The sequence below is a fragment of the Binatus sp. (SeqCode) genome (assembly GCF_036522015.1).
In the GTDB taxonomy this organism is placed as follows: Bacteria; Desulfobacterota; Binatia; order Binatales; family Binataceae; genus Binatus.
The window spans coordinates 1-8,789 of the sequence record NZ_DATDGQ010000269.1; the positions used below are offsets into that span (position 1 = coordinate 1).

Below are 8,789 nucleotides of genomic sequence, written 5' to 3' on the forward strand. Positions count from 1 at the left end.
TGGGTTTCACGCTTCCTTGGGCAGGGGTGACCCCTGCACCCGGTATCAAGCGCAAAGTTGCGCGCAGAGCACTACTTTGCTCTCGGTCTTCGGACGGAGATTAGTCGGCGGCTTTTGCCGAGACTGATTTTTCTGATGACGACCTGGACTTCGACGGCTTGGATTCAGATGAGGAGGATTTGGATTCTGCCACCGGCTTGGATTCTGCTGCGGGCTTCGACGCGGAATCACTCGCTGCCGTGCTGCCGTTGGTTGCGGGTTTCTCAGTGGTCGAGGTTGATTCCGAGTCGGTGCTCGGGGTGCTCTTCTTGGCGTAGTCGGTCGCGTACCATCCGCTGCCTTTCAGGATGAACGAGCCGCGCGACATCTGTCGCTCGACCTTGCTCTTGCACGTCGGGCATTTCTTGAGCGGGGTTTCCTTGATTCCCTGCATCGCCTCGAAAACGCCGCATTTGTTGCACTTGTATTCGTAAATTGGCATTGCGAACCCGAGACTGCTAATCGAAAACCTACAGCCTCCACTCCTCTAGCTAACCACGAAAAGCAACGCAGTCAACTGAAACGCGGATTCTTCGCCGTCGATTCGCCTCGAACTGGTTGGCAGACGCTACTTTGGTTTGCTGATTTGTCTTAGCCGCGACGCGACCTTGGTGGCTTCGTGCGTCACGATTCTGATTGTCTTTCGCCGTGACGTTTCGCCGCGCACTATCATCAGGGCCGAGCGCGGCACGCGCGTTTCGCGGGCGAGATACTCGATCAGTTCGTCGTTCGCCTTGCCTTTTTCGGGTCTAGAATTGACGCCGATCACGAGACGCTCCCCAGTCACGCCGATGACGCCGCGGCGCGACGCACCGGGTCGCGCAGTCACTTCGACTATGACCTCGTCGACCGACACTCGCATCCAGGCCGAGTCAGGGGCAGGCGGATTTCCGCCCGGACTCACGCGTAGGCGGGGATCAGCATGTGTACTGCGCTCGGAATGACGACGCGCTGGATTAGCTGAATGCCGATGATCACGATCAGCGGCGAGAAATCGATCCCGCCCATCACCACCGGGATATGATTGCGGAACCAATCGAAGACCGGCTCGGTCACTGAGTAGAGGAAGCGGACGATCGGGTTGTACGGATTCGGCTCGATCCAGGTCATCAGCGCCGCGATGATCACGACGTACAAATAGAGCGTCAGCAGACCGTCGAGCGTCTGCGCTATGAAAATAATCAGGTTGGTCCAGGCGTACACGCGACCTCTCGCTAGTTGATTCCGCGGCCGAGCTCGCGCGAGCGATCGCTGGCGGCGTGCAATGCGGCAGCAACGATATCAGAAAATCCATGCTCGGCGAATCGGCGCAGCGCGGCCTCGGTGGTGCCGCCGGGCGAAGCGACGGCGCGAATCAAGTCGGCGACCTCGCGCTTCGACTCGCGCATCAAATGTTCGGCGCCGCGAATCGTCTTCAGCGCCATCCGGATCGCCAGCTCGCGCGGGATTCCTTCGCTCACCGCCGCATCCGCCATCGCCTTGGCGAACAGGTAAACATAAGCGGGACCGCTACCCGAAAGCGCAGTGACGACGTCGAGCAGTTTCTCGTCCTTGAGCGCGACCGCGTCGCCGACCGCGTTGAAAATTTTCAGCGCGAAAGCTTCGTCGGCTGGCGACGCGCCTCGAGCACGCACCATCGCCGCCATCCCGTGACCCACCATCGCCGGCGCATTCGGCATCACGCGAATCACTCGCGCGCGCTTGCCGAGCCCGCGGGTCAGGCGTTCGATTGTGATGCCGGCTGCGATCGAGATGAACAGCTTGCCGCTGCGGGCGGTTTTTTTGCCGGCTTTCGCCAGCTCGGCCGCGAGCTCCCCCATCACCGCGTCGATCGTCTGCGGCTTGACGGCGAGCAGTATTGCGGCGGACTCGCGCAGAACTTCGGTATTGTCGTCAGTAGTCGTCACCTTGAGCGCGCGCGCGAGTTTGCGCCGGCGTTCGGGCGCGACGTCGGACACCATCAGGTCGGCGGCCTTGAAGACCTTGTGGTGGATCAGGCCGTGGGCGAGCGCCTCAGCCATGTTGCCGCCGCCGATGAATCCAAGTTTCTTCACTTTTTGGTTTGTGTGTTCACTGAAAAACGTTCGCCGAAGACCGCGCGTCCGATCCGCACCATCGTCGCGCCTTCCTCGATCGCCACCTCGAAGTCGTCCGTCATCCCCATCGAGAGTTCGCTTAGCGCAAGGCCCGATTGTATCGCAAGGCGATCCCGCAACTCGCGCAGCCGCGCGAAATAGGGGCGTGCGGCCTCGGCGGTCGGGCTGGGCGGCGGAATCGTCATCAGACCGTCAACTTCGATCTTACCGCGAGCGGCGTCGAGGATTGCGATGGCCGAGTGAGGCGCAACTCCCGTCTTGCTCGCCTCGCCGCCAAGATTCACTTCGATCAGAGTGTGCACGCGCGGCGACGGTTGCGCGCGCGCGAGCGCCTCGGCCAGACGGACCGAATCGACGCTGTGGATGAGCGCGAAAGCGTTCGCGGCGGTCTTCGCCTTATTGGTTTGCAGATGGCCGATGAGATGCCATCGAATTTCGGTCAGGTCCGCCAGCTCCGCCCGCTTCGCGATCGCCTCCTGCACGTAGTTCTCGCCGAAATCGCGCGCGCCTGCGTGCCATGCGGCGCGAATCGCCTCGCTCGGTTGCGTCTTGCTCGCGAGCACGAGACGAATCGGAGCCGGATCGCGCTTCGCTTTGTAAGCAGCGGCGCCGATCCGTGCTTGCACGATCGTCAGCCGCTCTTCGAGTGCATGGTCAATCGCCATTTTGACTAAACCCGCTTCACCCCAAATCGCGCGAGCGCCGCGACCACGTGCTCCGTCGGCAGGCCCATCACGTTGTCGCGCGATCCTTCGACCTGCGAGATGAATCCGTTGCCGACGCCCTGGATTCCGTAGGCGCCGGCCTTGTCGTACGGCTCGTCGGTGGCGATGTAGGCGTCGATTTCAGCGTCGCCCAGTTTGCGAAATGTGACGCGGCTTTCCACTGGCGAACTCTCGAGGATGTTTCCGCCGCGCGCCAGCGCAAACGCCGTCACGACCGTGTGAGTGCGCCCGGAGAGCATCGCCAGCATCCGGCGCGCGTCGTTCGCATCGGCAGGCTTCTCCAGAATTTGTCCCTCGCAAACGACAATCGTATCCGCGCCAACCGCGATCGCATCGGGAAAGCGCGACGAAACCGCGGCGGCCTTGTCCCGCGCCATCCGAAGGGCATAGTCGCGCGGCGCTTCGCCCGCCGCATGCTGCTCGGGCACCATGCTCTCGATCACTTCGAATTGAATCCCCGCCGCAGCCAACAATTGACGACGCCGCGGCGACGCCGACGCAAGAATCACTTTGATCGAATCGCTCATCGCGTTCCCGACTGTTGCCAGACGCCGCCGCCGCCCGCAAGCACTACGTTTGTTATCCTGACGACGGGAGCGTTAGCGACGGAAGGAAAATGGCTTCTGGCTTCCGGACAGCTTCGCGCACGCGAAGCCGGTTCCGGTTTCCAAATCGCGAAGCGGTCCTTAAGAGGCACCCCCCAATTGAAGCCGCCCCGACCATGCGCTAACCAAGATCGGATGAAAACGCGATGGTGCTGCGCGGGTGCGCTCCTGGTGTTGTGTGTTGCGCTTGGGGGATGCGCCTCGGCGCAGGTTGCTCAACCTGTCCAAACCGCGCCCGCGACGCTGCCAGCCGCTCCTGTAGCCGCCCCCGTCGAGCCGCCCACCAACGGGCAGACCGCGTTCATAGACGGCTATCGCGCGTTCCAGAATCACGACTACTTGCGCGCGATTGACCGCCTCAAATTCGCCGCCGATAATTTTCCCGCACTCGGCGACTACGCGCTCACCTTTCTAGCTCTCGCACAATACGGGCAGAACGATCTGAACGGCTCGGTCGAAACCCTCGAGCGTCTCGTCAACACCTACCCGCAAAGCGTGACGATCGATCCCGGCGAGATGGGATTAGCGGACGCCTTGCTGAATCTCGGGCGAAACGCGGAGGCTTCCGCCGTCGCGGCGCGGTTGATCGCACGAGGACCAGAACCGCAGATAGAGCAGAAAGCGCGAATCACGGAAGCGCGCGCGCAGATCGCGCTCGGAAATCCGAAAGCGGCTTACGCACAACTGCTGGAACTGCGCGACAAGTATCCGCACTCCGACTCTGATGCCGAAGCGCGCCTTATCGTTCACGAGATCCTCGCGTCGCATCCCGAGGTCGCCGACGCGAACTCGCTCGCGTACCATCGCGAGGAATCCGAGTTGCTGCTGCGCGAAGGCGCCCTGTCAGAGGCTGACGAGCAGGCGAACGCGGGACTCGCGATGAGCCCGGAGCCTGCGGTTCGCGCGGAGTTGGTTTGGGTGACGGCGCGGGCGCTCAAGCCGGAGCCGGAACGCGCCAAGCGCGCGATCGTCGAGTATCTGCAAATCGCGCCGCGCGGACCGGATGCGCCTGCGGCGCTCGAAGCGCTGGCGCTGATCTACTGGCACGACGATCAAGATGATCTGGCGCGCGCTACTTTCAATCGGCTCGTCGCGAATTTCCCGGGGAGCGAGCTCGCGCCCGGTGCGATGCTTCGGATCGGCAAAATTTTCGAAGAACTGCATCAGCTCGATTCCGCCCGCGATCAATATCGACGGCTGACAGTGCGGTACCCCGGCAGCGACGCCGCTGAGGAAGCGCGGTTTCGCATTCCGTGGACGCTGTATCTCGCGCACAATTACCGCAGCGCAATTCCGGGATTCCAGAGCGGGGCGGCGGGCGCAAAAGATCCAATCGATCGCGATATGTGCGAGTACTGGCACGCGCGCGCGCTGGAAAAAGCCGGCGACGCCGAGGCCGCTCGCGCTATTTTCGAGAAATTGGCAGACAGCACCGATAGCAACTACTATCCCGAGCTCGCGAATCGTCGCGTCGCTGCGGCAAAACCGTATCTACCGGCCGCCTCGGCGCCCGAGCCGGAATATGCCGGAACCCCTGCTGCCACCGGCGTGGCCGAGTTCCACATGGCGCGGCTGCAAGCGCTGCGCGCGCTTGGCATCAAAGAACTTCAGCCCGATGAGTTGAAGGCGCTGGCCGAAGAGTCCGCTACGATTGAGATGCGCCGTTTCGTGCTCGCGGGATATGCGAGCGCCGACGCGTGGTACGCCGCGATCGTCGCCGCGACGCACATGGAAAAAAACGGGCAGCTCAGCCACGACGTCGCCGAGCGGGTTCGCTATCCGCGCGCCTACTGGGATCTCTTTTCATCGGCGTCCACCCGCCTCGCGCTCGATCCTTACCTGGTGCTCGCGCTTTCGCGGCAGGAGAGTCTTTTCAACCCGCGGGCCACGTCGAGTTCGAACGCACGCGGCCTGATGCAGTTGATTCCATCGACGGCGCGCAAGATGGCGTCGCAACAAGGCATGAATACTGAACAAATTCGGCTTTACGATCCGTCGGTGAACGTAAAGTTGGGGACGACGTACCTGAAAAATCTGTTCGAGATGTTCCACGGCGATGAATTCCACGCAGTCGCCGCATACAACGGAGGCGAGAACGCCGTCATGAAATGGCTTGCGAAGTCTCCCGGCCCCGATGACGAGTGGGTCGAAAATATCGCGTACAAAGAGACCCGCGACTACGTGAAAAAAGTGATCGGCGGCCGCCGCGAGTATTTGCTGCTGTATCAGGCGCGTCAGTAGCGCGCGCTTGACACTTCGGTCGGCATCTCTACACACTTCGGTTGGAAGTTCGGAAGATTCATTTGGCCTCGCGCGAATTCAAAGCGGTCTTTTTCGATCTCGACGGCACGCTCGTCGATATCCACGGGCCGTTGTATATCGCGGCGAAAAACGCGCTCGACGAGCTCGGCCATGAACCGTCGCTCACGCCTGCACGTTTTCGCGAAGCGCTTTCCGCCGACGACGTCTGGCTCGGAGTGCCGGAGCATCTGCGGCCCGAGTACGCCAAGCTCGCGTACGCGTACTTCCTGGCCGAGATCGACAAGACCGAGCGGCTCGAAGTGCTGCCTCACGTGCAGGACACGCTCGCCGAGCTTAAGCGGCGCGGCTACGCCACCGGCGTGATCACGAGCCGGCCGGGCGACTCGCAGCGGCTGGTCGAGAAGCTCGCGATGGTCGGGCTCGCGTCCTACCTGGACCAGGTCGTCACGCAGACCACGACTTCGCTGCGTGCGCTGGACAAGACCGAAAGCCTCAAACAGACCGCGATGAAGGCTGCGGTGCTTCCTCATGCCTGCATGTACGTCGGCGACGAGCCGCGCGACATCATGGCGGCTCTGGGAGCGGGTTTCGGCGCGTCGGTCGCCGTCGCAACCGGTGCGGCGTCGTTCAAATACTTGCAGACGCATCAGGCGTTCAAACCCGATTACGTGATTCACTCGATGGCTGAACTGATCGACCTGATCGACAACATGAAAACTGAAACGGTCGAGTAGCGATGGCGCGATTCGAGGACTACGAGGAACCGCCGCGCGCGCTCGAGGGTCTGAGGGTCGTCGAGCTACCGTGCCTCGACACGATGCCGTTCATGGCGGCGTCGATGGCGGCGAAGTCGTTCGCGGATTTCGGCGCCGAGGTCGTCAAGATCGAGCCGCCGCGAACGGGATCGAAGGAACGCTCACTCGGACCGTTCCGCGACGAGCTGCCCGACCCCGAAACCGGCGGGCTCCATCTTTATCTCAACACCAACAAGCTCGGCGTGACGATCGACCTGGAGAATCCGCGCGGTCGCGATCAGGTGTTCGATCTGCTCGCGTCGGCAGACATCGTATTCAATCCGAATCGGCCCGAAGTGAACGAGAAGCTCGGAATCGACTGGCGCACGCTCACCTCCCGATTTCCGAAACTGATCGTCGTGTCGATAACTTTCTTCGGCGCCGAGTCTGCATACCGGAATCTCCGCGGCGGCGACCTGATCGCTACGCACATGAGTGGCGTCGGCTACGAAACGCCGTGGCATCAGGTGACCGACCCCGAAAATCAGCCGCCGCTGAAGCTCGGCGGCAGGCAATCTGACTATTTGACTGGCTATACAGCGGCGGCGGCTGCAATGTGCGCACTGTATAGTCGAAAGAGTAATGGCGCAGGCCAGCATGTTGACATCGGGCAGTGGCTCTCGATGATCAGCATGGTTCGCCCCAACATCGGATTTTACTCTCACGAAGATAGAAATTCAGACTCGTTCCAGCGGCTCTACTCTCGTCAGAAAAGGGCCGCGCAGTGGGTCTATCCGTGCAAGGACGGATGGGTAAGTTTCAACGCCGGTACCGATCGTTTCTGGCGCGGGGCGAAGAAGGCGCTTGGTCATCCGGAGTGGATGGATACCGAGTTGTTCAACACAGTTTTAGGGCGCGCATCGAATATCGACGCGATCGAGGCCGGAGTAATCGACTGGCTATCTACGACTACGCGAACTGAGGCTTTCGAGAAGACCCAGGCCGAGCACGTGCCGTGCTTCCCGGTGCAATCGCCGGCCGAAGTAGCGGGCAATGAGCAATATAAGGCGCGCAGATTTTTCATCGACGTGGATCATCCCGCGGCGCGCGAGGTGCAGATGCCCGGTGCGCCGTGCAAATTCTCGCGGACGCCGTGGCGAATCGTGCGCGGCGCGCCGCGACTCGGCGAGCACAACGAAAAAATACTCCAGCAGCGTGTCGCCGCAGGCGGCGACCGCTCCGCTGGAAGCAATCACTTGAAAAGAACCCGCCCGCTGGAAGGAATTCGCGTCGCCGACTTCGGCTGGATCTTTGCTGTCCCACACGCGACCGCGTGGTTGGGCGCTCTGGGAGCCGACGTGATCAGGATCGAAACCTCTGGCGCTCCCGACCTGGTGCGATTTCTGACCGGCACCGACGGATCGATCGGCGCCAATCGCAGCGGAGTTTTCCATGCGATCAATTCGTCGCGCCGCAGTCTCGCGCTGAATCTTGCGATGCCTGAAGCACAGGAAATCGCGCGCACGATTATCCGGCAGAGCGATCTCGTCACCGAAAACTTCACCGTCGGCAACATGGCGAAATACAATCTCGCCTACGACGACCTGGTCAAAATCAAACCCGACATAATCATGCTGAGCGGCACTCCGCTCGGACAAGATGGTCCGTTCGCGCGTACCGTCGGTTTCGGGCCGACGACCCAGGCGTTCGCCGGGCTGTGTCACATTACCGGTTATCCCGATTCGTTTCCGTGCGGAATTGGCGGAACGTGGCCGGACTTCGCGGTGGGCACCGGCATGGTTTTTTTCCTGCTCGCGGCGCTGCACCATCGCGATCGCACGGGCCAAGGGCAGTACCTCGATCTGTCGATGGCCGAGATGGTTACGACGATGATGCCTGAGGCGATGATGGATTTTCTGATGAACGGGCGCGACCAGGGCGCAATCGGAAATCGCGACGAGTCGATGGCGCCGCACGGCGTGTTCCCGGCGGCTGGCGACGACAATTGGATCGCGATCGCAATTGCGAGCGACGACGAGTTCGCAAGACTTTGCGAAGCGCTGGAGATGCCTGCGATGTCGTCGGATTCGAAGTTCGCGCGCCTGCTCGGACGCCTCGACAACGTCGAGGAGCTCGAGCGCGAAATCGCAGCGCGCACGCGCGCGCATCGCCGGGACGATCTCGTGTCGAAACTTCGCGCGCGCGGTCTCGCCGCGGGGCCGGTATACAGCACTCCCGAACTGATGAAGGATCCAGTCTTCTCGGAATCGAGCATGCTGGTGAATTTGAAGCACGGCGAGGTCGGCGAGCGGGTCGTGCCGGGGTTAC

At 61.9% G+C, this 8,789-nt stretch carries 9 protein-coding genes; 3 read left to right on the plus strand and 6 right to left on the minus strand.

The features are described 5' to 3' along the window. Nucleotides 1-100: 100 nt before the first annotated feature. The 6 genes from VIW95_RS11585 to VIW95_RS11610 all read right to left on the minus strand — a co-directional run bounded on the left by VIW95_RS11585 (nt 101) and on the right by VIW95_RS11610 (nt 3,387). Entirely contained in the window at nt 101-481 is a 381-nt protein-coding gene (locus tag VIW95_RS11585) for a zinc ribbon domain-containing protein (RefSeq protein WP_331586597.1), read from the minus strand. Between the two features lie 126 nt (nt 482-607). Then, nucleotides 608-901: a DUF167 domain-containing protein gene (locus VIW95_RS11590; RefSeq protein ID WP_331586599.1), complete on the minus strand. Its 294-nt coding sequence runs from the start codon at nt 899-901 to the stop codon at nt 608-610. 38 nt (nt 902-939) lie between these two features. Further along, entirely contained in the window at nt 940-1,242 is a 303-nt protein-coding gene (locus VIW95_RS11595) for a YggT family protein (protein WP_331586601.1), read from the minus strand. 11 nt (nt 1,243-1,253) lie between these two features. After that, entirely contained in the window at nt 1,254-2,093 is an 840-nt protein-coding gene (gene proC, locus VIW95_RS11600; protein WP_331586603.1) for a pyrroline-5-carboxylate reductase, read from the minus strand. Then, nucleotides 2,090-2,800: a YggS family pyridoxal phosphate-dependent enzyme gene (locus VIW95_RS11605; protein WP_331586605.1), complete on the minus strand. Its 711-nt coding sequence runs from the start codon at nt 2,798-2,800 to the stop codon at nt 2,090-2,092. The genes proC and VIW95_RS11605 overlap by 4 nt, the downstream gene beginning before the upstream one ends. Before the next feature lie 5 nt (nt 2,801-2,805). Then, a complete protein-coding gene (locus tag VIW95_RS11610) occupies nt 2,806-3,387 on the minus strand; it encodes a Maf family protein (RefSeq protein ID WP_331586607.1) in 582 nt (193 codons plus the stop codon). Nucleotides 3,388-3,600: 213 nt separating this feature from the next. Here VIW95_RS11610 and VIW95_RS11615 point away from each other — a divergent pair, with 213 nt between their 5' ends. From VIW95_RS11615 to VIW95_RS11625, 3 genes are all read left to right on the plus strand, one after another. Next, nucleotides 3,601-5,706 (plus strand): transglycosylase SLT domain-containing protein, encoded by a 2,106-nt coding sequence (locus VIW95_RS11615; RefSeq protein ID WP_331586608.1) that lies wholly within the window; start codon nt 3,601-3,603, stop codon nt 5,704-5,706. A gap of 62 nt (nt 5,707-5,768) precedes the next feature. Further along, the gene (locus tag VIW95_RS11620; protein WP_331586610.1) at nt 5,769-6,461 is read left to right on the plus strand and encodes an HAD family hydrolase; all 693 of its coding nucleotides are present in this window, start codon (nt 5,769-5,771) and stop codon (nt 6,459-6,461) included. A 2-nt stretch (nt 6,462-6,463) separates the two neighbouring features. Beyond that, the coding region (locus VIW95_RS11625) for a CoA transferase (protein ID WP_331586612.1) at nt 6,464-8,789 on the plus strand (2,326 nt) is incomplete at its 3' end.

What these genes read in the sequence shown, in the direction of transcription:
- VIW95_RS11585 (WP_331586597.1), bottom strand. Translation starts at nt 481, where the DNA reads ATGCCAATTTACGAATACAAGTGCAACAAATGCGGCGTTTTCGAGGCG.
- VIW95_RS11590 (WP_331586599.1), bottom strand. Translation starts at nt 901, where the DNA reads ATGCGAGTGTCGGTCGACGAGGTCATAGTCGAAGTGACTGCGCGACCC.
- VIW95_RS11605 (WP_331586605.1), bottom strand. Translation starts at nt 2,800, where the DNA reads ATGGCGATTGACCATGCACTCGAAGAGCGGCTGACGATCGTGCAAGCA.
- VIW95_RS11610 (WP_331586607.1), bottom strand. Translation starts at nt 3,387, where the DNA reads ATGAGCGATTCGATCAAAGTGATTCTTGCGTCGGCGTCGCCGCGGCGT.
- VIW95_RS11615 (WP_331586608.1), top strand. Translation starts at nt 3,601, where the DNA reads ATGAAAACGCGATGGTGCTGCGCGGGTGCGCTCCTGGTGTTGTGTGTT.